General features: G+C 71.2%; 19 protein-coding genes. 9 read left to right on the top strand and 10 right to left on the bottom strand.

The features are described 5' to 3' along the window. Positions 1-53 precede the first annotated feature (53 nt). The 4 genes from ACSC1Q_RS41000 to ACSC1Q_RS40985 all read right to left on the bottom strand — a co-directional run bounded on the left by ACSC1Q_RS41000 (position 54) and on the right by ACSC1Q_RS40985 (position 4,117). Complete coding sequence (locus tag ACSC1Q_RS41000) at positions 54-986, bottom strand: acyl-ACP desaturase (RefSeq protein WP_436764146.1); 933 nt, start codon at positions 984-986, stop codon at positions 54-56. A gap of 163 nt (positions 987-1,149) precedes the next feature. Beyond that, entirely contained in the window at positions 1,150-1,884 is a 735-nt protein-coding gene (locus tag ACSC1Q_RS40995; RefSeq protein ID WP_436764145.1) for a DUF998 domain-containing protein, read from the bottom strand. Between the two features lie 169 nt (positions 1,885-2,053). Further along, a complete protein-coding gene (locus ACSC1Q_RS40990) occupies positions 2,054-3,277 on the bottom strand; it encodes a glycosyltransferase (RefSeq protein WP_436764144.1) in 1,224 nt (407 codons plus the stop codon). Positions 3,278-3,304: 27 nt separating this feature from the next. Continuing rightward, positions 3,305-4,117: a DMT family transporter gene (locus ACSC1Q_RS40985; RefSeq protein ID WP_436764143.1), complete on the bottom strand. Its 813-nt coding sequence runs from the start codon at positions 4,115-4,117 to the stop codon at positions 3,305-3,307. A 210-nt stretch (positions 4,118-4,327) separates the two neighbouring features. Between ACSC1Q_RS40985 and ACSC1Q_RS40980 the strand changes: the two genes are divergently transcribed. Together ACSC1Q_RS40980 and paaN are read left to right on the top strand one after the other, a co-directional pair. After that, positions 4,328-4,729: a lipocalin-like domain-containing protein gene (locus ACSC1Q_RS40980; RefSeq protein ID WP_436764142.1), complete on the top strand. Its 402-nt coding sequence runs from the start codon at positions 4,328-4,330 to the stop codon at positions 4,727-4,729. A 127-nt stretch (positions 4,730-4,856) separates the two neighbouring features. Then, positions 4,857-6,521: a phenylacetic acid degradation protein PaaN gene (gene paaN, locus ACSC1Q_RS40975; RefSeq protein WP_436764141.1), complete on the top strand. Its 1,665-nt coding sequence runs from the start codon at positions 4,857-4,859 to the stop codon at positions 6,519-6,521. Here paaN and ACSC1Q_RS40970 read toward each other — a convergent pair. The 3 genes from ACSC1Q_RS40970 to ACSC1Q_RS40960 all read right to left on the bottom strand — a co-directional run bounded on the left by ACSC1Q_RS40970 (position 6,505) and on the right by ACSC1Q_RS40960 (position 8,550). Further along, positions 6,505-7,128, bottom strand: coding sequence for a DedA family protein (locus tag ACSC1Q_RS40970; protein ID WP_436764140.1), 624 nt, complete (start codon positions 7,126-7,128; stop codon positions 6,505-6,507). The genes paaN and ACSC1Q_RS40970 overlap by 17 nt on opposite strands. Before the next feature lie 212 nt (positions 7,129-7,340). Next, a complete protein-coding gene (locus ACSC1Q_RS40965; protein ID WP_436764139.1) occupies positions 7,341-7,814 on the bottom strand; it encodes a TspO/MBR family protein in 474 nt (157 codons plus the stop codon). 76 nt (positions 7,815-7,890) lie between these two features. Continuing rightward, the gene (locus ACSC1Q_RS40960) at positions 7,891-8,550 is read right to left on the bottom strand and encodes a VC0807 family protein (protein WP_436764138.1); all 660 of its coding nucleotides are present in this window, start codon (positions 8,548-8,550) and stop codon (positions 7,891-7,893) included. A gap of 293 nt (positions 8,551-8,843) precedes the next feature. Here ACSC1Q_RS40960 and ACSC1Q_RS40955 point away from each other — a divergent pair, with 293 nt between their 5' ends. Further along, a complete protein-coding gene (locus ACSC1Q_RS40955) occupies positions 8,844-9,191 on the top strand; it encodes a luciferase domain-containing protein (protein ID WP_436764137.1) in 348 nt (115 codons plus the stop codon). Positions 9,192-9,257: 66 nt separating this feature from the next. Here ACSC1Q_RS40955 and leuE read toward each other — a convergent pair whose 3' ends face one another. Beyond that, positions 9,258-9,914 carry a leucine efflux protein LeuE gene (gene leuE, locus ACSC1Q_RS40950; RefSeq protein ID WP_436764136.1) on the bottom strand — a complete coding sequence of 219 codons (657 nt, stop codon included), beginning with the start codon at positions 9,912-9,914 and terminating at the stop codon, positions 9,258-9,260. Positions 9,915-11,273: 1,359 nt separating this feature from the next. Here leuE and ACSC1Q_RS40945 point away from each other — a divergent pair. The 6 genes from ACSC1Q_RS40945 to ACSC1Q_RS40920 all read left to right on the top strand — a co-directional run bounded on the left by ACSC1Q_RS40945 (position 11,274) and on the right by ACSC1Q_RS40920 (position 21,229). Further along, complete coding sequence (locus tag ACSC1Q_RS40945; RefSeq protein WP_436764135.1) at positions 11,274-13,115, top strand: cellulose binding domain-containing protein; 1,842 nt, start codon at positions 11,274-11,276, stop codon at positions 13,113-13,115. Between the two features lie 142 nt (positions 13,116-13,257). Continuing rightward, on the top strand, positions 13,258-14,817 hold the full coding sequence (locus ACSC1Q_RS40940; RefSeq protein WP_436764134.1) for a cellulose binding domain-containing protein: 1,560 nt from the start codon (positions 13,258-13,260) through the stop codon (positions 14,815-14,817). A 170-nt stretch (positions 14,818-14,987) separates the two neighbouring features. Next, positions 14,988-16,637: a carbohydrate binding domain-containing protein gene (locus ACSC1Q_RS40935; protein ID WP_436764133.1), complete on the top strand. Its 1,650-nt coding sequence runs from the start codon at positions 14,988-14,990 to the stop codon at positions 16,635-16,637. Further along, entirely contained in the window at positions 16,634-18,667 is a 2,034-nt protein-coding gene (locus ACSC1Q_RS40930; RefSeq protein WP_436764132.1) for a carbohydrate binding domain-containing protein, read from the top strand. The genes ACSC1Q_RS40935 and ACSC1Q_RS40930 overlap by 4 nt, the downstream gene beginning before the upstream one ends. Before the next feature lie 199 nt (positions 18,668-18,866). Beyond that, positions 18,867-20,255, top strand: coding sequence for a putative hexosyltransferase (locus ACSC1Q_RS40925; protein WP_436764131.1), 1,389 nt, complete (start codon positions 18,867-18,869; stop codon positions 20,253-20,255). 122 nt (positions 20,256-20,377) lie between these two features. Then, the gene (locus ACSC1Q_RS40920; protein ID WP_436764130.1) at positions 20,378-21,229 is read left to right on the top strand and encodes a PhzF family phenazine biosynthesis isomerase; all 852 of its coding nucleotides are present in this window, start codon (positions 20,378-20,380) and stop codon (positions 21,227-21,229) included. 183 nt (positions 21,230-21,412) lie between these two features. Here the strand turns inward: ACSC1Q_RS40920 and ACSC1Q_RS40915 are convergent, their stop codons facing one another. Next, complete coding sequence (locus tag ACSC1Q_RS40915) at positions 21,413-22,159, bottom strand: DUF6597 domain-containing transcriptional factor (protein ID WP_436764129.1); 747 nt, start codon at positions 22,157-22,159, stop codon at positions 21,413-21,415. A 5-nt stretch (positions 22,160-22,164) separates the two neighbouring features. Then, on the bottom strand, positions 22,165-23,271 hold the full coding sequence (locus ACSC1Q_RS40910) for an AI-2E family transporter (RefSeq protein ID WP_436764128.1): 1,107 nt from the start codon (positions 23,269-23,271) through the stop codon (positions 22,165-22,167). Between the last annotated feature and the right edge of the window lie 184 nt (positions 23,272-23,455).

The following is a 23,455-nucleotide window of genomic DNA, read 5'->3' as shown; positions in this document are numbered from 1 at the left end:
CCGGCCCCGGCCCGCGAGCCGGGGCCGGGGTCGCCTCTGAGGCCGGAGGAGGCTCAGGCGCCGGCGGCCTGGCGGGCGCGGCGGGCCTCGCGGCGCTCGACGAAGCGGGAGGCGGTGGTCTCCATCTTGGCGAGGAAGTCGGAGAGCTCCTCGCGGGCCTTCTCGCCCTCGGCGCCGAGGTCCTTCATGTTGAACACGTCCCACTGGCGCAGCACCGGCTGCAGGACGTCGTCCATGTGCAGGCGCAGGTCGTAGATCCCGGCGTTGGCGATGGTCATGGCCTTGCGGGTGAAGCCCTCGATGCCGGTTCCCGGCATCTGGAAGGTGGTGACGACGTCGGTCACCGCGCGCATGGTCTGGTCGGGGGCGAGCTTGAAGGCCGCGTTGAGCAGGTTGCGATAGAAGAGCATGTGCAGGTTCTCGTCGGCGGCGATCCTGGCGAGCAGCCGCTCGCAGTTGGGGTCCTCGGAGGCCTTGCCGGTGTTGCGGTGCGAGATGCGGGTGGCCAGCTCCTGGAAGGAGACGTACGCCACCGAGGCGAGCACGCCCTCGTAGGAGTTGGTGAAGCCCTCGCTCATGTGCACCATCCGGGCCCGCTCCAGCGCGACCGGGTCGACCGCGCGGGTGACCGTCAGGTAGTCGCGGATGGCGGTGCCGTGACGGCCCTCCTCGGCGGTCCAGCGGTGCACCCAGGTGCCCCACGCCGCGTCGCGGCCCAGGGTCGTGGCGATCTCGTGGTGGTAGCTGGGGAGGTTGTCCTCGGTCAGCAGGTTCACGATGAGGGAGATGCGAGCCTCTTCGGGGATCTTGGTGTCGGTCTCGACCCAGGCGTCCCCGCCGTAGAGGCCGTCGTAGTTACGCCCCTCGGACCAGGGGACGTACTCGTGCGGGAACCACTCCTTGGCCACCTTGTGGTGCCGGTCCAGCTCCCCCGCGACGACAGGCTCAAGTTCGAGCAGCAGCTCGGTCTCACTGAACTCTCGCATCAGGTTTCTCCCTCGAAGACTACGCAACCGTAACCTACGTTAGCGTAGGTAAGACGCGATAGGTACGTGCTGCATGTCTCATTTACTCGCTCATGGGCGATTCAAGGAAGCGCCTTCGCTGTTCAGGGAAGCGCCTTCGCTGTTCGAGGTGGCTTCCTCGCCGTCAGCCGAGACCGATCGGCTCGCGAGGATTGCGAGGAGGGCGAGGGTGGTGAGGGGGGTGAGGGGGGCGGGTGCCGTCCGGGCCCGGCTGGGCGGGGATCGTCACGTCCCGCCCCTTCGTCGCCGGACGGCGAGCGGGGTGCCCCGGCCAGAGGGCGGCCAGCAGGACCAGCGTCGTCTCGGAGAGCACCAGCAGCCGTTCCACCAGGCCGTAGTGGTCGGCGCCGTCGATCAGGTCCGAGACCAGCGAGCCCGGGTGGGCGGCCAGGAACCAGGCGAGGAACACCGCCGACAGGACGGAGACCGCCGCCAGGGGGCCGTTCCCCGACCGGCGGCCGAGCATCCACCCCGCGCAGGGCAGCGCGGTGAAGACCACGGCCGCCGACCAGCGGTGGATCTCCCCCGCGATCGAGACGACACCGGGCGCCGCGTCGGTGGGGAACGCCGCGGTGAGAAGCAGTCCCAGCGCCGCGGTCACGAACAGCGCGCGCGACGCTGCACCGCGCACCGGCTCGACCCGCACCAGCAGGTACGCGACCCAGAGGCAGCCCATGGCCAGGGCGATCGTGCCGCCCACCGTCGCCCAGGCGGTGCCGTCGAGCAGCGCGTAGTCGCTGATCAGACCGTCCATCGGGTTCACCGTGTCCGCCGCGACCAGGTGCGCGTAGCCCATCGCGGCGAGGGCGAGCAGCGGCCCGGCCACACCGGGCCAGCGTGACGGCGGGCCCTCGTTCACCCCGCCACCTCCTGACGGTTCGCTGCGAGATTCACCCCGCCACCTCCTGACGGTTCGCTGCGAGATTCACCGCGCCACCTCCCGGCGGATCGTTTCCGAGTTCATCGCGCCACCACCCGCCGGGCCGTCTCGAAGTCGGGCCCCGCCTCCCGGCGGATCGTCCCGGAGTTCACCGCGCCACCTCCTGGTAGATCCGCTCGAACCTGGTCAGGGAGGCCTGGTGGTCGTGGGTCAGCGCGATGGCGCGGCTCGCGGTGCCCATCGCGGTACGCGCGCCGGGGGAGGCGAGCAGGGCGCCCAGGTGCCTGGCCAGCTCCTGGACGTCGCCGGGCCGGAACAGGTGGCCGTTCTCGCCGGGCCGTACCAGGTGCGGCAGGGCCATCGCGTCCGCGGCGACGACCGGCAGGCCGCTCGCCATCGCCTCCAGTGTGGCGATGCTCTGCAGCTCCGCGACGCCCGGCATGGCGAAGACGTCACCGGCGGCGTACACCTGGGGCAGCGTCTCGTCGGGGACGAACCCGAGGAAGGACACCCGGTCCCCGACCCCGATCCGGTCGGCCAGTCTGGCGAGCGCGGCCCGCTGCCCGCCGGTCCCGGCCAGCGCGATCTGCGCGTCGGTGTGGTTGAGCACGTGCGGCAGGGCGCGGATGAGCTCGTCCAGCCGCTTCTCCTCGTCCAGACGGCCGACGAACACGATCGTGTCCCGGTCGGGCAGGCCGAAGGCCCGGCGGGCCCACGACTTCGGCTCGGCACGCGGCTGGAACCTCGCCAGGTCGATGCCGCAGGAGATGGGCTCCACCGGCGGGCCGAAGCCCTTGCCCGTGAGCAGCCCGGCCGCGATCTCGGTGGGCGTGGTGACGCGGTCGGCCCTGGAGAAGACGCGGTTGAAGTCCTTCCAGGCCAGCGCGCCCGCCCTCTCGCGGAGCCGCCCGGGGATGCGCGCGAACTGGAAGAGGTTGTCCGGCATGAAGTGGTTGGTCGCCACGACCGGTACGCCCGCGCGCCGGGAGGCGGAGATCGCCGCGCGGCCGACGACGAAGTGCGCCTGCACGTGGACCACGTCCGGGTCGATCTCGTCGATGAGCCGGTCCAGCCGGGTCGGCACCGTGACCCGCATGGTCGGGTGGACCAGCACCGGAGCCGAGCGCAGCCGGTGCACGGTCACCCCGTCCACCCGTTCGGTCCTGCCCGGCCCCTCGTCCGAGGCGCACACCACGTGGACCTCGTTCCCCCGCTCGGCCAGGCCCTGGGCGAGCCGGTGGGCGAAGTAGGCGGCGCCGTTCACGTCCGGCGGGTAGGTGTCGGCCCCGATCAGCACCCGGCGGGTCCGGGTGGCGAGGAGGGCGGGGGCCTGCGCGGGGGTGCGCGGGGGTGCGGTGGCCGGCATGACCATCGGTGCTCCGTTCATCGTGCTGTCACTTCAGGTGGGGGGCATCGGGGTGGTACGGGCCAGCGCCACGGTCCCGGCGGCGGTGAGCGCGGCCGCCGCGAGCGCGGTGAACGTGCTCGCCGCGCCGGTCGGCAGGGGCTCGCCGAGCAGGAGGGCGCCGAAGGCGACGGCGGTGAGGGGATCGGCCACCTGCAGCGCGGCGAACGCCACGCCGAAGTGGCCGACGGCGTAGGCGCGCTGGAGCAGCGCCAGCGCGATCACGGCGGGCATCGGGACGGCGAACAGGAACCAGAGCTGCCAGTCGCCGTCGACCAGGACGCGGGTGAGCGTGGCGGTCGCGCCGTACAGCACGCCCGCGCCCACGGCGAGCAGGCAGGCCCGCGCGGCGGGGGAGACCCGCCTGGCGAGGGCCCACAGCATCAGGGCGGCGGTGGCCGCCCCCGCGAGCAGGACCACCGCCTCCCCGGTGCTGAGGTGCGGCTTCCCGCTGTGCTGGGGCACGACCAGCACCAGGCCGACCAGCCCGACGGCGATCACCGCGGCCGAGGCCAGCTCGCCGGGCTTCGGTCCGCGGCGTTGCAGGGCCGCGGCGCACGGCAGGGCGAACAGGAGGCTGGCCACGCCCATCGGCTGCACCAGGGTGAGCGGGCCGTACTTCAGCGCGACGATGTGCAGGGCCGTGCCGCCCGCGATGGCGAGGCCGCCGAGCAGCCATCGGGGGCGCCTGACCAGGTATCCGAGGCCGGCGCGGGACGCGCCCGCCGCCTCGAACTGCTGCAGCGCGGCGCCGAGTGCGAAGAACAGGGATCCCAGCAACGCCAGGCCGGCCGCCAGCACAGTCATGCACACTCCTCCCAAGCAGATGAAGACATGGCGAGATGACCGGATCGCCTCGTGGAGGCGTCCGTTGAGGGACTCGCGGTGAACAGTCGAAGCGTCCCCCGGCGGGAGGTGCCGGAGCCATAGGGGTTCACCCTGACTTCGCTGGGAATTCCCCGAGATTCGCGTCGGGGCTGTTGACCCGCTGGCTTCTCTTATCGTAGTTTCTCGGGCATGAATCTCGTGGGCGCCTGGCGCCTGGTCGAGTGGCGGATCGTCGGCGCCGGGGGGCAGGTCTCGCATCCCTTCGGCACGGACGCGGTGGGCCTGCTCTGCTACACCCCCGACGGCCACATGAGCGCGACGATCGCGCGGGCCGGGCGCGCCCCGCTGCCCGGCACCAGCCCGCGGCACGCGCCCCCGGAGGCGCTGGCCGAGGCCTTCACGTCCTTCTTCGCCTACGCGGGCCGCTACGAGGTCCGCGACGGCTACGTCGCCCACGACGTCGAGGTGGCGCTCAACCCGGCCTTCGCCGGCACCGTCCAGGTCCGCGAGCTGAACGCCGACGGCGACCGCCTGGTCCTGGCCGCCGGCGAGGACGGCCGATGGCACACCCTGATCTGGAGACGCTCATGAACGCCGACCGGCACGGACCTGGAGGCGGTCATCGAGACCTGGAGGCGGTCATCGAACACCAAGCGGTCGGCACGAATCCGGAAGCGGTCATGAGCATCGCGCGGCCGGCACGGAACCGGAGGCGGTCATGAACGCCGAGCGGTCGGCGCGGCTCGCGCGGGCGGTCGAGGCCAGGCGTACCAGGGAGAGTTGGAGCGCCTACCCTGAGGCCCCCTCCCGCCACCCCGGGGGCGAGGCCGCGCGGGCGGCCGGGCTGAAGGCTCACGAGTCCCGCCTCGGCGGCCGGTTCGACCTGCCGGAACACCCCGGCTCGCACGCCGTCGCCCGAGGCGAGGTCTCGCCCTACACCGGCGAGCCACTGGGCGTCGCCTACCCGGCCGCGAGCGCCGACGAGGTCTACCGGGCCGCCCTGGCCGCCTGGCCCGCCTGGCGCGACGCCACCCCCGAGACCAGGACGGAACTCTGCCTCGCCGCCTGCGACCGGATCTACGAGCGGTCCTTCGAGTTCGTGCCCGCCACCATGCACACCGCCGGTCAGAGCGCGGCGATGAGCTTCACCGGCAGCGGCACGAACGCCCTAGACCGGGGGATCGAGGCGATCGCCGCCGCCTGGTCGGCGATGGAACGGGTCACCCCGTACGCGACCTGGACCCGCGGCTTCGGCACCGCCGAGCTCAGCCTGGACAAGCGCTACCGGATCGTGCCGCGCGGCGTCGCGGTCGTCGTCACCTGCGCGAGCTTCCCCGCCTGGAACGCCTATCCGGCGATCTTCGCCAACCTCGCCACCGGCAACCCGGTGATCGTCAAGCCGCACCCCACCGCGGTGCTGCCGATGGCGCTGGCGGTCGCCGCCTGCCGCGAGGTCCTCGCCGGGGCCGGGTTCGACCCCGGCCTGGTCACCCTGGCCGTCGACACCGCCGAGGCGCCGGTCGCCAAGGAACTGATCGGCCACCCCGCCTGCCGGATCGTCGACTTCACCGGGAGCGCCGCGTTCGGCGCGTGGGTGGAGGCGAACGCCTTCCCCGCGATCTCCTACACCGAGACCTCGGGGCTCAACGCGGTCGTGCTCGACTCCGCCGACGACCTCGCGCCCGTGCTGCGGGCCGTCGCCGGGTCGCTCTGCCTGTTCTCCGCGCAGATGTGCACCAGCCCGCAGAACATCTTCGTGCCCCGCTCCGGGGTGCGGACCTCCTCGGGAACGGTCTCCTTCGAGGAGGTCGGCGAGGCCCTGGCGGAGGCCGTGCGGCAGATCTCCACCGTGCCCAGGCGGGCGGCCTCCGTGCTGGCGGCCATCCAGTCGCCCGCCACGCTCGCCCTGGTGGACGGGCTGCGCGGCCGGGGCACCGTGCTACTGGACGCCGCGCCGTACGAGCACCCGGAGTTCCCCGCCGCGCGCACCAGCGGGCCGCTGCTGCTCGCCACCGGGGATCCGGCGGTCTACGGGGAGGAGCGGTTCGGGCCGGTCGCCTTCCTCGTCCCTGCCGATGACCGGGAGGCCGCGCTGCGGACGGCCGCCGCCGACGCCGGGGACAAGGGCGCGATCACCGCGTTCTGCTACTCGGTCGACGAGGACTTCGTCGGCCGGGCCGAGGACGCCTTCGCCCTCGCGGGCGCCGCGCTCACCTCCAACCTCACCGGCCCGATGCCGCTCAACTTCTCCGCCGCCTACAGCGACTACCACGTCAGCGGGCTCAATCCGGCGGGGAACGCCTCCCTCACCGACGACGCCTTCGTGTCCGGGCGCTTCCGCGTCACGCAGTCGCGCCGCCCGGCCGTCAGTCACCGGAGGTGACCAGCTCCGCCTCCGGCGCGACACGGCGGTGGCGGAGGTGGCGGACGGTCTCGACCACGACGGTGACCGCGAGGGCGATGCCGAGGCCGAGCAGCAGCCCCTTGATCGGGTCGTTCTCGAAGGCCGCGCCGCCCACGTAGCCGATCAGCCCCGAGTAGACCGCCCAGGACACCGCGGCGAGGGCGTCGAAGAGGGCGAACGAACGCCGGGGATAGGCGACCGCGCCCATGGTCAGGGTGCACGCGGTCCGGCCGCCGGGAATGTAGCGGGCCACCACGAGGACGAGCCCGCCCCGCTCGGCCAGCGCCCGCTCCGCCCAGGCGAACGCCTTGCGGCTGCGCCTGCCGTTGCGCAGCCGGTCGTTGGTGGTCCGCCCGATGGCGTACGAGACGTGGTCGCCCGCGAACGCGCCCAGCGCGGCCACCACGATCACCGGGAGCAGGTCCGGCGCGCCGGTGGCGGCGGCGAACACCCCGGCCGTGATGACGGACGTCTCCGCCGGGACCACCGGGAAGAACCCGTCGAGCAGCGCCAGCGCGAACAGCGCCGGGTAGATCCATGGAGATGTCATCACATCGTGCAGGACGTCGAGGATGGCCTGTGTCACGTCGGGCTCCAGCCGGGGGTCGCGAATGTCTCACGCAGCACGCTGACGCCCGATGATCCTCAGGACATCCGGGACGAACCCCGGTGTTCTCGGATCACATCCCTGAGATCACCGGGGGTCCGTCCCGCCGACTCTAGGAACCGGGCGGACCCGGTCACATCGCTCGAACGGCCCGGGGATCCCTCCTCAGGGATCCCCGGCGGGGACGCGGCTCAGTTGAGCTGCCAGATCGCGAAGTTCAGCGAGGCCGCGTACGTCACCCAGAGCAGGTAGGGGACGAGCAACCAGGCGGCCGGGCGGCTGATCCGCCGGAACATGACGATGTTGAGCGCGATCGCGAGCCAGAGGACGACGATCTCCGCGAACGCCAGGCCGTACTGCCCGGCGCCGAAGAACAGCGGTGTCCAGGCGGTGTTGAGGACGAGCTGGACGGCGTAGACGCCGAGCGCCGGTGTCAGGCCGCGCGCCGACCAGGCGAGCCAGCCGGACAGGGCGATCATGACGTACAGAACCGTCCAGGCCGGGCCGAACAGCCACTGCGGCGGCGCCCAGGGCGGCCGCTCCAGCGACAGGTACTCACTCCCGGCGTTGACGGCCGCCAGCGACCCCACCACCGCCACCAGCACGAGCGCGACGGCGAAGACGGGCAACCCGGCCCAGCGTTTCGGTTGACGCGCGATGACCATGGAAACCTCCCTGCCCCCTCATTCGTACGCCTACCGCGCCGCGGTTTCCCCCCGTAAGGAGGAGCCGGATTCCCGCTCAGGCGGGCGGGGCGGCGATGGCCGGGGTGGCGACGGGGTCGTAGTGCAGGCGGCGCAGCACCCGGCGGAAGGTGTACAGGGAGAAGGCCACCGCCAGGCCGCTGATCACGGCCACGGCCGAGGTGCGGACCAGCAGGTAGGTGCCGATCGACTCGTGCAGCAGGAGCCAGATGCTCACCGCGGAGTTGGCCAGCAGCACGAAGGCCCACAGCAGGGTGATCCGGGCGAAGAACCGGCGGACCCGCTCGTGTTTCAGCACCGCCGAGGGCAGGTGGATGTAGTCGAGGGTCAGCTTCTGCACCAGCGGCCGGTTGAACCGCACCGAGGCGAGGAAGACCATGCTGATGCAGATCGTCCCGAGCTCCGGCTGCAGGAAGTAGATCACCGCGCTCCCGGTCCAGAACCCCAGCAGCGCCCGTACGGTGATCGCGATGACGGCGAGGATCATCGTGCCGGGCACCGGGATCCGCCTGACCAGCCGCCATCCCACCCCCGCGTACACCCAGGTGACCGCCGCGATCAGCGCGCCCTTCAGGCCGAGGAGGGCGAGAGCGGCGTAGAACACGGCGAGGGGGGCGACGACGCCCTCCAGCAGCTTCGGTGCCGCCTGCCTGGCGAGAGCGGCGAGGCGGGGGAGGACGATGGGCTGGTGGCTCATGACGCTCCACGGGCTGGTGCGGTGGCAGACGCTGGGCGTTCACGCCTACCCCGGCGTGACACGAGCATGTCAGGCCGTCGCGGGGGGTTGCGGGAAGGGTTACCTCCGGATGGTCACCGGCCACTCACCGTACCTGACCTCGTGCCGTGCCCTCGTGAAAACAACCCAATAACACTGCAATAACGGATGAGACCGGTACAGATCATTACGGTTCACAAAAAGGATCGCTATGCCGGTAACGGTTGAGAAACAGGAGCTTTCCTGATCGGGTCCGGTCCGCGACCATGAGAGGCATGGCAGTGCTGCGTACGCACGCGTCCCGCCGTTCCACCGAGGGTGTCGAGAATGTCGCGGCCCAGCTCGTCCGCTGGCCGGACCTGGCGCTGAAACGCACCAGGAAAGGACTGGGTTTCCGGGCCGACGGCCGGGAGATCGTCAGGATGTCCGGTGACCACACCGCGCAGCTGCTCCTCACCAAGCCCGTGATCGACCGGTGGGCGAGGGTGCTCACCGACTGCCATCGGATCACCCCTGGCGCCGACGCCGGATGGGTGTCCATGTCCATCGAGGGCCGGGCCGACGCCGAGCTGTTCCTCTCGCTCGTCAGCGTCGCGATCAAGGTCAACCAGAGGTCGCGGTAGCCGGTGCCGCCCGAGCCCCAGGGGCTCAGGGGCTCCGGTGGCGGCCGGGAGGGGCGGTGACCGGCGTCAGCCGAGGGTCGCGGTGGCGAGCCTCGCCCCGAAGCCGATGAACAGCGCGCCCACGCCCGTCCGCAGCCCGGTCGACAGCCCGCGACGGGCCCGGAACCGCCCGGCCAGGAACGTGCCGCCGAAGATCAGCGCCGACAGGTAGAGCACGCTGAACAGCTGGCAGATCGCGCCCAGGATCAGGAACGACAGCGCGGGGGTGCCGTAGGCGGGGTCCACGAACTGGATGAAGAACGAGATGAAGAACAGGATCGCCTTCGGGTTCATCAGGCTGACGATCAGGGCCTTGCGGAAGGGGTTCTCCACGGTCCGCTCCGGAGCCGGCGCCGCCTCCGTGCCTTCGGTGCCGGGGGAGCGCCAGGAGCGCCAGGCGGACCGGAGCATCTGGAACCCGATCCACGCGAGGTAGGCCGCGCCGGCGTACTTGACGACGCTGAACAGGAGCGGCGACGACTTCAGCAGGGAGGCGGCCCCCGCCGCCGCCAGCACCATCAGGACGGTGTCGCCGACGAAGACCCCCATCGCCCCCCGGTAGCCCTGCCGCACCCCGCGCTGGGCGGCGGTGCTGAGCACGTACAACGAGTTCGGGCCGGGCAACAGGATGATGAAGAAGGCGCCGGCCACGTAGGTCCAGATGTCGGTGATGCCAAAGAACACGGCGTTACTCCAGGGGGCGTTACGGATGCGTCATTACCGTACCGCCTAAAGGTGCTTATCTCCCTTTCCGGGTTCTCCGTACGCCATGCGCGATGCCGTCCGGATGCCGTGCGCCGTGCCACTCGGACGCGATGCGCGCTGTCGTCCGTACGCCATGCGCGATGCCGTCCGGATCCGTGAACCACGTGACCCGGACGCCGTGGATCGCTTGATTCGGATGCCACGGATCGCGTCGTCCGGACGCGACGAATCGTGCCCGCAAGGGCCACCGTCGATCCGGGGTCGATCCGGGGTCGACCCCTGATGGCGGTGAGGGACGGGGGCGGTGGACGGGAGTGAGGGGCGGGGGAGGGGCGCGGACGAGGGGTGACCGTGCCGTTCCTCCGCGTTCCCGGACGCGGTCGCCGGAACGCGTCCCGGCACGGCAGCGACGACTGACGTTTTTGGGCCTTGTGGCAGGGGTCTGTCAAGGCTACGATCGCGACAACTCTTAGGAAACTTTCCTAAAAGAAATGCCGACAGGGGGTGCCCGTGGCCCGAGCCTCCCCTCCGACCGATTTCTAGCTGCGAAAACTCGACGGCGGCAGCCGTCGCTGCTGAAGGTCCGACCGTCCGGACGCCTCACCCCCCAGGTTCCACGTCCATGGGAGCGATCATGCGGCGCACCTTTCCCTTACTCGTCCTGACTGCGGTTGCAAGCCCTCACTCCGGCCTGCCCGCCCCCGTCTCCGGCGTCACGGCCGTCCCCGCGACCGGGGCCACCGAGACCACAGTGACCCTCGCGGCCCCCGTCACGCCCGCCCTCGGTACGGCCACCTCGGCCGCTTTCGGCGCCGCCGTCCCCGCCCGTCCCGAGGCCTCAGGCCAGGGTTCGCGAGCCATGGGTGAGCACCGGCGCCAGGGAATCACGAGTGAGCGCGCGATCACGGACACCTCCGCCGAGCCCCTGATCCTCCCCAGGAGCGGTCGCCGCCCGTCACCGAAGCGCAGGCACCGGATCCCACCGGCATCGCACGCCGGTCGGCCGCGTCCGGAGCGCGTGACGGCGGCCCACCTCCAGGCCAGGGCCCACCTCCAGGCCAGAGCCCACCCCCAAGCTCAGCCCCAGGCCGAGACCCGAGCCCGGCCCCAAGCTCACCCCCGGGCCGAAACCCGAGCCCAGGCCCAGCTCCAGGTCCCGGCGACTCGGTGACGACTCGCTGAACCCGGCGGTCCCCGGCGCCCCGCGCCGACAAACGGAACGGTCCCCGGTCGGAGCCGTGCCCACCCCGCCGTACGGCTCGCGCCCACGTTCGCGCCCGCGCACCCCCCGCGTGGCGCGGGCCGTACGGTCACCCCCACGGAATGCATGAGGTTAACGTGAAATTACGCGCCATCGCCCGCTCTCTCGTCGCTCTGGCGGCCCTCGTCATGACGATGATGGTCGCGACCCCCGCGTTCGCGGCTCCCAACACCGCCGTCTTCACCAAGACCTCGGACTGGGGTACCGGGTTCGAGGGCAAGTACACGGTCACCAACGGTGGTACGACGACGATCAACGGCTGGTCTGTCGCCTTCGATCTGCCCTCGGGGGCGAACGTCGGGTCCTTCTGGGACGCGTCGATGAGCCGTAGCGGGCAGCGTTTCACCTTCACCAACGTCGGCTGGAACGGCACCCTGGCCCCCGGCGCGAGCGCGAGCTTCGGCTTCAACGGCTCCCCGGGCAGCGCGACCCCGTCCAACTGCACCCTCAACGGCGTGGCCTGCGGAGGCGGCAGCACCCCCGTCACCCCGGGGACACCGGGGAACCCGTCGGTCACCGGCACCACCAACTCCTCGATCTCCCTGTCGTGGGGTGCCTCCAGCGGCACGGTCACCGGCTACCGCGTCTACGAGGGGACCACGCAGCGGGCCCAGGTCACCGGCACCACCGCCACGATCGGCTCGCTCGGGACCTGCACCTCGCACACCTACACCGTCAAGGCGTACAACGCCCAGGGTGAGTCGGCCGCCAGCGGCGCGGTGAGCGCCACCACCACCGGCTGCACCAGCGGTGCCCCCGGCAAGCCGGGCACGCCGTCGGCGACCGGCGGCACGAACAGTGTGGCGTTGTCGTGGGGCGCGTCGTCGGGGACGGTGACCGGCTACCGGGTGTACGAGGGCACGACGGTCAGGGCGACCGTGACCGGGACGAGCGCGACGGTGTCGGGGCTGGGCGCGTGCGAGGCGCACACCTACACGGTGGCCGCGTACAACTCCTCAGGCGAGGGCCAGAAGAGCGACCCGGCCAGCGCGACCACGAACGGCTGCACCGGCGGCGGCCCGCTGCCCAAGCACTTCCTCACCGGCTACTGGCACAACTTCGACAACCCGGCCGTCGAGCTGCGGCTGTCGGCGGTGCCCAACGAGTACGACCTGGTCGCGGTCTCCTTCGGCGAGGCCACCGCCACCGCCGGTGAGGTCGTCTTCGGCGTCGACCCGGGACTGTCCGCCTCCCTCGGCGGCTACACCGACGCCCAGTTCAGGGCCGACGTGCAGACCCTCCACTCCCGTGGCAAGAAGGTCATCCTCTCGGTCGGCGGCGAGGCGGGCCGCGTGCAGGTGGCCAGCGCCGCCGCCGCGACCAAGTTCGCCGACACCGTCTACGCCCTGATGCAGAGCTACGGCTTCGACGGCGTCGACATCGACCTGGAGAACGGGCTCAACTCCACCTACATGGGCCAGGCGCTCCGCTCGCTGCGGGCCAAGGCGGGGGCGAACCTGATCATCACGATGGCGCCGCAGACCATCGACATGCAGTCCACCGGCGGCGAGTACTTCAAGCTGGCGCTCGCCATCAAGGACATCCTCACCGTCGTCCACACCCAGTTCTACAACTCCGGCTCCATGCTCGGCTGCGACCAGATGGCCGCCTACTCGCAGGGCTCGGTCAACTTCATGACCGCGCTGGCCTGCATCCAGCTGGAGAACGGCCTCCGCCCCGACCAGGTGGCGCTCGGCCTGCCCGCCGGGCCCGGCGCGGCCGGTGGCGGGATCGTCGCCCCCGCCCTGGTGAACCAGGCCCTGACCTGCCTGGCCACCAGGACCAACTGCGGCAGCTTCGTGCCGCCGCGCGCCTACCCCGGGATCCGTGGCGCGATGACCTGGTCCATCAACTGGGACGCCAGCAACAACTGGAACTTCTCCAGGACCGTCAAGCCGCACCTCGCGACCCTCCCCTAACGCTTCGGGACCTGCCCGGCACAGCGCGACGTACGACTCGCGACCTGGCCGGGCAGGCCCCGGAACCCGCACCCGGCAGCACCTCGCACCCCCGGCCCCTCACACCCCCCAGACCTCGCATCCCCCCAACCGAGGAAGAGCCATGAGATTACGACGAACGCTGACCGCGGTCCTGGCCGCGCTCGGCATGTCAATCGGCCTGTCACTGGTCGCGACCCCCGCGTTCGCGGCTCCCAACACCGCCGTCTTCACCAAGGTCTCCAACTGGGGTACCGGGTTCGAGGGCAAGTACACGGTCACCAACGGTGGTACGACGACGATCAACGGCTGGTCTGTCGCCTTCGACCTTCCTTCGGGGGCGAACGTCGGGTCCTTCTGGGACGCGTCGATGAGCCGTAGCGGGCAGCGTTTCACCTTCACCAACGTCGGCTGGAACGGCACCCTGGCCCCCGGCGCGAGCGCGAGCTTCGGCTTCAACGGCACGCCGGGCAGCGCGACCCCGTCCAACTGCACCCTCAACGGCGTCGCCTGCAGCGGCGGTAGCACCCCCGGGACGCCGGGCACACCCGGCACCCCGTCGGTCACCGGCACCACCAACTCCTCGATCTCCCTGTCGTGGGGCGCCTCCAGCGGCACGGTCACCGGCTACCGCGTCTACGAGGGGACCACGCAGCGGGCCCAGGTCACCGGCACCACCGCCACGATCGGCTCGCTCGGGACCTGCACCTCGCACACCTACACGATCAAGGCGTACAACGCCCAGGGTGAGTCGCTCGCCAGCGGCGCGGTGAGCGCCACCACCACCGGCTGCACCAACCCGCCGCCCGGCGGCAAGATGGCCGGGGCACCGTACCTCTACATGGGCTGGGGCAACCCGCCCAACCCCGCGACCGTCATGAGCGCCACCGGCGTGAAGTCGTTCACCATGGCGTTCATCCTGTCCGGCGGCGGCTGCAACCCCGCCTGGGACGGCAACCGGCCGCTGACCGGCGGCGCCGACCAGGCCGCGATCAACCAGATCAAGGCCGCGGGCGGCAGCGTGCAGGTCTCCTTCGGCGGCTGGTCGGGTAACAAGCTCGGCCCGAACTGCTCCACCCCGGCCGCCTTCGCCGGAGCCGTGCAGCAGGTCATCAACGCGGTCGGTCCCGCGGTCGTCGACTTCGACATCGAGAACACCGACGAGTTCGAGAACTTCACCGTCCAGGACCGCATCCTCAACGGCCTGAAGATCGTCAAGCAGAACAACCCGAACGTCAAGATCGCCGTCACCTTCGGCACCTCCACCACCGGCCCGACGGCTCCCGGCATCCGCCTTATCAACCAGGCCAAGGCGCTGGCCGTGCCGATCGACAACTACACGATCATGCCGTTCGACTTCGGCAGCTCCAACATCTACAACGACACCGTCAACGCCTCCGAGGGCCTGAAGAACGCGCTCAAGGCCGCCAACGGCTGGACCGACGCGCAGGCGTACGCCCGGATGGGCATCTCCGGCATGAACGGCCTGTCCGACCAGCAGGAGCTGACCACGGTCGCGGCCTGGACCCAGATCCGCGACTGGGCCAAGGCCAGGGGCCTGACCCGCTTCGCCTACTGGGCGGTCAACCGCGACCGTCCCTGCCCCGGCGGCGGCGTGACCTCCAACTGCAGCGGGATCGCCCAGAACGACTGGGACTTCACCCGCGTCACCGCCGGCTTCTGACCGGCACGCAGCGAGCCCGCACGACCCGTACGACCTGCACAAACCGCACAAAAAGCACAACCCGCACGACCCGTACGGCCCGCACCCCGCCCGGGGTGCGGGCCGCACCCCCACGACACCCTCCTAAAGATCTCTGCGGGGTAAACCGGATGCACCTCAGGAAACTCGCCGTGGCCGCCTTACTGGCGCTCGGCGGGACGACGCTGGCCGCGACACCGGCCCACGCGGCCAACATCGCGACGAACCCGGGCTTCGAGAACGGGCTGAGCGGGTGGACCTGCTCCGCCTCCTCGGGCGCCACGACCGTCTCCTCGCCCGTACACGGCGGGACCAGGGCCCTGCAGGCCACCCCCCAGGGTTCTGACCAGGCACGCTGCCAGCAGACGGTGAGCGTCAGGCCGTCCTCGTCCTACTCGCTGTCGGCCTGGGTGCGCGGCGGCTACGTCTTCCTGGGGGTGAGCGGCACCGGCACCACCGACACCAGCACGTGGGCCGCGTCCCCGTCGGCCTACACCCAGCTGGCGCGCACCTTCACCACCGGCGCCTCGACCACCACCGTGACGATCTACACCAGCGGCTGGTACGGCCAGGGCGCCTACCAGGCCGACGACGTCGTCCTCGACGGCCCGCCCGGCACCGGTATCCCCGGCGACACGACCCCGCCGACCGTACCGGGCAACCTCACCGTGGGCGGCCCGACCGCCACCTCGCTCACCCTCGGCTGGTCGGCCTCCACCGACAACTCGGGAAGCGTGGCCCGCTACGAGGTCTCCCGCGACAACGGCGCTGCGGTCGCCACGGGCTCCGGCACCGGGTACACCGCGACCGGGCTGAACCCCGACACGGCCTACGGCTTCCGCGTCCGGGCCTGCGACGCCGCGGGCAACTGCTCCGCCTACACCGCCTCCGTCAGCGGCCGTACGAGCCGCGACACCGGCCCGCCCCCCGGCGGCGAGATCCGGTACGCCCCCTACATCGACATCACGATGCCCACGCCCTCCCTGGTGGGCGCGGCGGCGGCGACCGGGGTGAGGAACTACACCCTCGCCTTCGCCCTCGGCGACAGCAGCGGCTGCAACCCGGCCTGGGGCGGCACCATCCCGATCAACGACTCCCGGATCGTCAACGACGTCAGGGCGCTCCAGGCCCAGGGCGGCCAGGTCGTCGTGGCGACCGGCGGCGCGATGGGACCGTACCTGGAGCACGTCTGCGGCACCTCCGCCGCGCTGGTCACCGCCTACAAGAAGGTCCTCGACACGGTCGGCACCAACCACCTCGACGTCGACGTCGAGGCCTCGATCGACGCGGCCAAGGTCAACACCGCCCTCAAGCAGCTCCAGGCCGAGCGCGGCACCGTGATCAGCTACACCCTGCGCATCCAGGGCCAGGACTACGGCGTCGACCCGTTCTCGCTGTCGATCCTCCAGGACGCCGCCGCCAGGGGCCTCAACGTCATGGTCAACCCGATGCTGATGAACTTCGGCTACACCGGCAACTGGGGCGACGCCATGATCGCCGCCGCGCAGGCGACCCTCGCCCAGATGAGGACCGTCTGGCCAGGCAAGACCGACGCCCAGCTCAAGAAACTGCTGGGCCTCACCCCGATGATCGGCAGGAACGACACCGGGATGACCACCACCCAGGCCGACGCCCGCAAGCTGCTCGCCTGGGCCAACACCAACCACGTCGGTTTCGTCGGCTTCTGGTCCAGCGCCCGCGACAACGGCGGCTGCCCGACCGGCCAGGTCTCACCGACCTGCAGCGGCATCTCCCAGTCGGCCTGGGAGTTCACCAACATCTTCAAGGGGTTCACCGGATGAGGTTCAGGAAACTCGCGGCGATCGCCGCACTGGCGCTGGGCGGGACGATGCTCGCCGCGTCACCCGCCCACGCCGCCAACATCGCGGCCAACCCCGGCTTCGAGAGCGGGCTGACCGGCTGGACCTGCACGGCGTCCTCCGGGGCCACCGCGGTGTCCTCCCCGGTGCACGGCGGGACCAGGGCACTGCAGGCCACCCCGGCCGGGAGCGACACCGCCCGCTGCCAGCAGACGGTGAGCGTCAGGCCGTCCTCGGCCTACACCCTGTCGGCCTGGGTCAGGGGCGGCTACGTCTTCCTCGGCGCGACCGGAACCGGCGGGACCGACCCCAGCACGTGGACGTCCTCGCCGTCGTCCTACGCCCAGCTGTCGACCTCGTTCACCACCGGCGCCTCGACCACCTCGGTGACCATCTACGTCAACGGCTGGTACGGCCAGGGCGCCTACCAGGCCGACGACGTCGTCCTCGACGGAGCACCCGGGCAGGGGCAGCCCCCCGCGGCGCCCACCGGGCTCACCGGCACCGGGAACGCCACCACCGCCTCGCTGAGCTGGGGCGCCTCCCCCGGCGCGACCGGCTACAACGTCTACCGCAACGGCACCAGGGTCGGCACCCCCACCGGGACCACCTTCTCCGAGAACCCCGGCACGGGCACCCACTCGTACCAGGTGAGCGCGACGAACGCCTCGGGCGAGTCGGCGCGGTCGGGCGCGGTCTCGGTGACGGTCGGCTCCGGCCAGCCGCAACTCCCGGCCGTCCCGTCGGGGCTCGCCGCCACCGTCAGCGGCACGAGCGTCGCGCTGAGGTGGAACGCCTCCTCGGGCGCGACCACCTACAACCTCTACCGCAACGGCACCAGGGTCGGCACCCCCACCGGGACCACCTACACCGACACCCCGGGCGCGGGGACGCACGGCTACCAGGTGAGCGCCTCCAACTCCGCCGGTGAGTCGGCGAGGTCCGGCGCTGTCTCCGCGACCGTCAGCAGCACGCCGCCCCCCGGCAACCTGCCCAAGCGGGTGCTGGTCGGCTACCTGCACGCCTCCTTCGCCAACGGCTCCGGCTACACCCGGATGGCGGACGTGCCCAACGAGTGGAACGTCATCAACCTGTCCTTCGGCGAGCCCACCTCGGTGACCTCCGGGGACATCCGCTTCACCCAGTGCCCGGTCGCCGAGTGCCCCAACGTCGAGTCCGAGGCCGAGTTCATCGCCGGGATCCGGGCCAAGCAGGCCCTCGGCAAGAAGGTGCTGATCTCGATCGGCGGCCAGAACGGCCAGGTCCAGCTGAGCACCACCGCCGCGCGCGACAAGTTCGTCCAGTCGGTGGGCGCCATCATCGACAAGTACGGCCTCGACGGGCTGGACATCGACTTCGAGGGCCACTCCCTCTATCTCGACAACGGCGACACCAACCTGTCCGCCCCCACCACCCCGGTCATCGTCAACCTGATCTCCGCGCTCAGGACCCTCAAGGCCAGGTACGGCACCAGGTTCGTGCTGACCATGGCCCCCGAGACGTTCTTCGTCCAGCTGGGCTACCAGTTCTACGGCCCGGGCCCCAACGGCTCCGCCGACCGGCGCGCCGCCTCGTACCTCCCCGTCATCCACGCGATGCGCAACGACCTGACCCTGCTGCACGTCCAGGACTACAACTCCGGGCCGATCATGGGGCTGGACAACCAGTACCACACCATGGGCGGGCACGACTTCCACGTAGCCATGACCGACATGCTGCTCGCCGGCTTCCCCATCGCGGGCAACCCGAACAACGTCTTCCCCGCCCTGCGCCAGGACCAGGTCGCCATCGGCCTGCCCGCCGCCCCGTTCGCGGGTAACGGGTTCACCACGGTCGCCGAGGTCCAGAAGGCCTTCGACTGCCTGGCCAAGGGGACCAACTGCGGGTCGTACCGGCCGAGAGGGGTCTACCCGAACCTCCGCGGCCTGATGACCTGGTCGATCAACTGGGACAAGTACAACGCCTTCGAGTTCTCCCGCAGCCACCGGGCCTATCTCGACGGCCTGGGCTGAAAGCCCCTCGCCGCCGGGGGAGACGGACTTCCGGCGGCGAGGTCACCCCTTCCCGCGTTCACGCGTGTCCGGAGGCACGCGCGACGGTCACCCGCCGTGACGGCCCGGATTCCGGAGGCCGGGAAAACTGGCAGAGTGGTCTCGGTTTGGAAATCCGGGTGGCTGGTTGGTCGCCAGGTCCGGCAGGCTAGGGGCCGTCATGGACTACGCAATTCTCACGGGGTTCGTCCTCGTTCTCGGTGTCGTGCTCGCCCTGGTCGCGCAGTGGAAGGGCTGGAGACCCTCACTGCTGGTCATCCTGGGGGTCGGAATCGCCTTCCGGGTGCTCATCATGGCCACCTCTGCGGTGGACACCTGGCAACCGGTCGACTTCATCAACAGCTTCAAGCCCGCCGGCGAGGCGGTCCTGAACCGTGAGGACCCCGTCCTGGGCAGCTCGGGAGGCTGGCACTTCCTGCCGACCATCCCCTACGTCTACGGCCTCCTGCTCTGGCTGGGCATCCCCTGGGAGATCGGCGGGCGCCTGGTCACCGTGGTCGCGGACATCGTGCTGATCCCGCTGGTCGACAAGCTCGCCGGAGGGCCCAACGCGTCACTGCGCGCCTTCCAGTACGCCTGCAACCCGCTCGCCATCCTCGTCGCCTCCGTCCACGGCCAGGTCGAGCCGGTCGCCCTGGTCTTCGGCGTCGCCGCCTTCGTCGTCGCCCGAGGCCCCGGCGACCCGCACCGGCCGGGCATGACCACCAACCCGCTCGCGCTGGCACGGCAGAGCGTCGCCCTCCACGGCCTCGCCGGTGCCGTACGGCACGCCTTCGGCCCCGAGGGGGTGCTCCGCGGGGCGCTCACCCCGCGCCAGGGCGACCGGCAGTCCCTGCGCCGCGCCCTGTTCGCGGGGCTGCTGATGGGACTGGCGCTGTGCGCCAAGAGCTGGCCGATCTGGCTCATCCCCGGCCTGCTCCTGCTGCTGCCCACCTTCCGCGCCCGCGCCGTGGCGTTCGTGGCCACGGGCATCGCGCCGGTCTTCTTCCTGGTCACCCTGCCGATCTTCGCCGGCACCTCGCTGAGCCAGATCCCCGAGGTCATCCGGGTGATCCAGGACGTCCGCCCGATCGTCGGCCAGTGGGGCTACAGCGCCATCTGGATGCACGGCATCAACGACCTGAACCAGCAGATCGCCACGTTCGGCACCCGTCTCATCTACGTCACCATGCTGGCGGTGGCCTTCCTGTGGCGCCGCGCCGACCCGATCGACCTCACCACGGCGCTGCTGCTCGCCTTCATGGTCACCACCCCCAGGCTCGGCGCGCAGTATCTCCTGTGGTTCATGCCGTTCCTGATCGCCCGTCCCACCCGCTTCGCCTGGCCCGCCATCATCGGCGTCTCCCTCTGGGCGGGGTACGGCTACCTCTACATGACCCAGTTCGACTCCGCCACCTGGCGAAGTCTCCACGTCGTCTGGTCGCAGGCCTCCATCGTGCTGCTGCCGATCCTGGCGCTCGCCATGCCGTGGGGACGCCGCGTTCCCCCCGAGCCCGTCGCCTCCGCCGAGGGACCACCGCCCTCGACGCCCGTTCCCGCGTCCGCCTGAACTCCCGCGACGCCTGACCGCGCGGGACTTCCCACTCGGCCCCGTGGCCTGTCACCGGCCCCGTCACCGTCGCGTGACGGGGCATCAGCGGGGCCCGGGAGGGGCTGGTAAGTTCCGGTCCTGTGACGAGCACCGTGGAAATCCTGCGTTACACCGCTTTCACCCACGATCCCGAGGGGGGAAACCCCGCCGGGATCGTCCTCGACGCGGCCGGGCTCTCCGACGCGGAGATGCTGGCCGTCGCCGCCGAGGTCGGATACTCCGAGACGGCGTTCGTGACCGCGCGCGACGACGAGCGACGCGCCTTCCGGGTCCGATACTTCGCCCCCTCGGCGGAGGTGGCGTTCTGCGGGCACGCCACGATCGCGACCTCGGTGGTGCTGGCCGAACGCCTCGGGACCGGACGCCTGGTGTTCGACACCAACGCGGGCGAGATCACCATCGACACCGAGATCGCCGACGACGCGCTCCGCGCCACGCTCACCAGCGTCCCCACCCGCTCCCGGCCCGTCGCGGAGGACGCGCTGGCGGAGGCCCTCGCCGCCCTCGGCTGGTCCCGCGACGAGCTCGACCCGGCCTTCCCCCCGCACGTCGCGTTCGGCGGTGTGGAGCACCTCGTGGTCGCGGCCTCCTCGCGCGAACGCCTGGCCGGCCTCGACTACGACTACGAGCGGTTGAAAGCGCTGATGACCCGCGAAGGCTGGACGACGGTGAACCTGTTCTGGCGGGAGAGCGACGAGCGGTTCCACGCCCGCAACCCGTTCCCGGTCGGCGGCGTCGTGGAGGACCCCGCCACCGGCGCCGCCGCCGCGGCCTTCGGCGGCTACCTGCGGGTTCTCGGGAACGGCTCCTCGGAGTTCACGGTCATCCAGGGGGTGGACATGGGACGGCCCAGCACGCTGAAGGTCTCGATCGCCTCCCCTGACGGCCGGAGCCGGGTGAGCGGCGGAGCGGTCGCGCTGGAGCCCGCCTGATCCCGGCACGCCTGCTCCGCGTCCCGGCACGACTGCCCCGCGCGGGCCCGGTCAGCCGTTCCCGCCACCGGGCCGACCGAGCGACCGGCTCAGGGGGCGCCGGGCCGATCGAGCGGTTGGCTCGGGGTCGCCGGGCTGACCGAGCGGTTGGCTCGGGGGCGCCAGGCCGATCGAGCAGACGGCTCAGGGGTCGCCGGATTGATCGAGCAACCGGCTCAGGGGCACCCCCGCCAGCCGCCGTACCTCGTTCGCCATGTGCGCCTGGTCGGCGTACCCGCTGACCACGGCGACCTCGGCCGCCGTGACGCCGTGCCTGGCCAGCCACAGCGCCCGCTGGAACCTGACCACCCGCTGCAGCACCTTCGGGCCGTACCCGAAAGACCGCAGGGACCGGCGCAGGAGCTGCCGCTCGCCGACTCCCAGATTCCAGGCCACCTCCCTGACGCTCCGCCCCGCCCGCAACGCCTCGGCGATCACGGGCGCGGCCGGGTCGGGTCCCGGCGCCGCGCGCAGCCGTACGGCCAGCGCCCGCTGGACGGTGTCGAGGAACGGCTCCGGCGAGCGAATCCCGGCCGGTCCGGACGACTCCGGTCCCGGCGCGGTGGGCGGTTCCAGATCGGACAGTTCCGCGAGCGGTTCCAGATCGGACAGCGGCACCCGCAGGTCGCGCAGGCTGTCGAGCGGCACGCCGAACAGCCAGCCCGCCGCGCCGGGCCTGAACCGGATCCCCGCGTAGCGGTCACCCAGCGCCATCCGGACGGGTTTCGGGCCCGTGTCGGGCCCCGCGACGAGTGCTCCCTCCGGCCCCCAGACCAGGTCCACGCAGCCGTCGGGCACGACCAGCTGCGTCGTCGCGGAGGTCGCCTCGCTGCTCCACACGCAGGCCACCCACCCGGCGACGCGGGAGTCCGGAGCCCACTCGCGGTACATGAGCCTCAGAGTACGGGCGCGGGGTTCTTGCCCTGGTCGCCGCCCGGTTTCTTCCCCGCCCCGGGTTGCTCGTCGTCGGGGACGTTCCCGGACACGAGAGCGGCGGCCCAGTCGCCGTCGGGATCGCTGTCGATCAGCAGCGCCCGGGTCAGCAGGCTGAGCGGGATGGCCAGCAGCGCGCCCAGCGGGCCGAGCAGGAACGTCCACAGGATGAGCGAGAGGAAGGTCACGGTGGTGGACAGGCCGACCGCGTCACCGAGGAACTTCGGCTGGATCAGCGACTGCACCACGAAGTTGATCAGTATGTAGGCGACGATCACGAAGATCATGGTTTTGGGCCCGCCCTCCAAGAGGGCGAGCAGGGCCGGCGGGATCAGTCCCAGGACGAAGCCGACGTTGGGGATGTAGTTCGTGATCAGCGCCAGCACTCCCCAGAGGAGGGGGAGCGGCACGCCGAGAATCCAGAGCGCGGCCACGTCCAGCGCGGAGCAGATGAGCCCGAACCCCGTCGAGACCAGAAGGTAACGGCGGGTCTTGTGGCCGAAGTTGCTGAGCGCCCCGATGAGCAGGGGTCTGCGCGCCGCTCCCATGGCGAGGATCCGGGAGAAGGACTGAGCGTCCAGGCACATGGCCAGCACCAGGACGACGATGAGGATCAGGCCGGAGAACACGCCCAGCAGTCCTGAGACGAACCCCTGCGCGAGCGCGAAGATCTTGCCGGGGTCGAAGGAGTTGATCGCCTCGTTCATCTGCTGGGTACCGAAACCGAGTTTGGCCGCCTGCTGTTGCGCCTCCGCGACGAGCTGGTTGAACTGCGCGTCGTAGGTGGGCGCGAGGGCCGCCATCTGCGCGACCGCCACGGTCAGGATCGCCACCATGCCCAGGAGCACCAGCAGCACGATCGCGAGAGGGACCGCCACCAGCGTCCACCCGGGGGCACCACGCTCGCGAAGCCAGGTCCTGACCGGGGAGACCGCCAGGACCAGGACCAGGGCCAGCAACACCGGCCCGATGATCGACCCGATCTCCCTGATCCCGCCCAGGGTGACCACGGCGCCCGCGGCGCAGAGGAGCACGACGAGCGCCCTGGGCAACACTCTTTGGTCCGTCATAACGGATCTCTACCCAGCAGGTGAGAAACACGTCATGGCGAGGCGCGTTCTTCGATTTGACGGACCTCGGCGGCGTACATAGAGTTCACAGGCCCGAGGGGGTCGGCGGAGATCGCCAGAGCCTCGGGACCCTCCTTCTGATCACTTCCCTTCGTCGGGACGCATGCGTCACGCCGAAGTCCGG

Origin of the sequence: Streptosporangium heterodermiicola (genome assembly GCF_051390675.1) — a bacterium.
Taxonomy (GTDB): Bacteria; Actinomycetota; Actinomycetes; order Streptosporangiales; family Streptosporangiaceae; genus Streptosporangium.
Note: the sequence above shows the minus strand (reverse complement) of the source record. Positions and strands in the feature narration are given on the sequence as shown.

What these genes read in the sequence shown, in the direction of transcription:
- ACSC1Q_RS41000 (WP_436764146.1), bottom strand. Translation starts at nt 986, where the DNA reads ATGCGAGAGTTCAGTGAGACCGAGCTGCTGCTCGAACTTGAGCCTGTC.
- ACSC1Q_RS40990 (WP_436764144.1), bottom strand. Translation starts at nt 3,277, where the DNA reads ATGGTCATGCCGGCCACCGCACCCCCGCGCACCCCCGCGCAGGCCCCC.
- ACSC1Q_RS40985 (WP_436764143.1), bottom strand. Translation starts at nt 4,117, where the DNA reads ATGACTGTGCTGGCGGCCGGCCTGGCGTTGCTGGGATCCCTGTTCTTC.
- ACSC1Q_RS40980 (WP_436764142.1), top strand. Translation starts at nt 4,328, where the DNA reads ATGAATCTCGTGGGCGCCTGGCGCCTGGTCGAGTGGCGGATCGTCGGC.
- paaN (WP_436764141.1), top strand. Translation starts at nt 4,857, where the DNA reads ATGAACGCCGAGCGGTCGGCGCGGCTCGCGCGGGCGGTCGAGGCCAGG.
- ACSC1Q_RS40965 (WP_436764139.1), bottom strand. Translation starts at nt 7,814, where the DNA reads ATGGTCATCGCGCGTCAACCGAAACGCTGGGCCGGGTTGCCCGTCTTC.
- ACSC1Q_RS40960 (WP_436764138.1), bottom strand. Translation starts at nt 8,550, where the DNA reads ATGAGCCACCAGCCCATCGTCCTCCCCCGCCTCGCCGCTCTCGCCAGG.
- ACSC1Q_RS40955 (WP_436764137.1), top strand. Translation starts at nt 8,844, where the DNA reads ATGGCAGTGCTGCGTACGCACGCGTCCCGCCGTTCCACCGAGGGTGTC.
- ACSC1Q_RS40940 (WP_436764134.1), top strand. Translation starts at nt 13,258, where the DNA reads ATGAGATTACGACGAACGCTGACCGCGGTCCTGGCCGCGCTCGGCATG.
- ACSC1Q_RS40930 (WP_436764132.1), top strand. Translation starts at nt 16,634, where the DNA reads ATGAGGTTCAGGAAACTCGCGGCGATCGCCGCACTGGCGCTGGGCGGG.
- ACSC1Q_RS40925 (WP_436764131.1), top strand. Translation starts at nt 18,867, where the DNA reads ATGGACTACGCAATTCTCACGGGGTTCGTCCTCGTTCTCGGTGTCGTG.
- ACSC1Q_RS40915 (WP_436764129.1), bottom strand. Translation starts at nt 22,159, where the DNA reads ATGTACCGCGAGTGGGCTCCGGACTCCCGCGTCGCCGGGTGGGTGGCC.
- ACSC1Q_RS40910 (WP_436764128.1), bottom strand. Translation starts at nt 23,271, where the DNA reads ATGACGGACCAAAGAGTGTTGCCCAGGGCGCTCGTCGTGCTCCTCTGC.